We start from the raw sequence: 460 nt of genomic DNA, 5'->3' as shown, positions 1-460 counted from the left end.
GTAAAAAATCTTCGTATCGAATACCCATCTCGTCATGGAGTTCACGCCGCAGTTAAATCGCTTTCGTTCAATATTGAACGTGGTGAGATTGTTGGTGTTGTAGGCGAATCTGGTGCTGGTAAGTCAACGGTAGGTAACGCGGTTATCGATCTGTTGAGCCCTCCTGGTCGCATTGCTAGCGGCGAGGTATTTCTGGATGGCGAAAAAGTCTCTGGCTTATCTCCTGAACAGATGCGTTCTGTTCGCGGCTCAAAGATTGGTTTTATCTTCCAAGATCCAATGACGTCTCTTAACCCTCTATTCACCGTAGAACAGCAGTTAAAAGAAACGATTCACGCCAACATGAAGGTTTCTGATCAAGAAGCCTATGAACGCTCCCTCGACTTGATGAATCAAGTTGGTATCCCACAGCCAGAAAACCGCTTAAAACAGTATCCTCACCAATTCTCTGGCGGTATGC

1 protein-coding gene is annotated in these 460 nt (G+C 46.1%); it reads left to right on the top strand.

Features of this window, described 5'->3' with window-relative positions; genetic code table 11:
• Positions 1-460: ATP-binding cassette domain-containing protein (locus BCT81_RS00565; protein ID WP_133152467.1), on the top strand; the 460-nt coding region annotated here is incomplete at both ends.

The sequence above is a fragment of the Vibrio sp. 10N.261.52.A1 genome (assembly GCF_002876325.1).
GTDB lineage: Bacteria > Pseudomonadota > Gammaproteobacteria > Enterobacterales > Vibrionaceae > Vibrio > Vibrio chagasii.
This window is presented reverse-complemented; position numbering and strand designations above follow the sequence as displayed.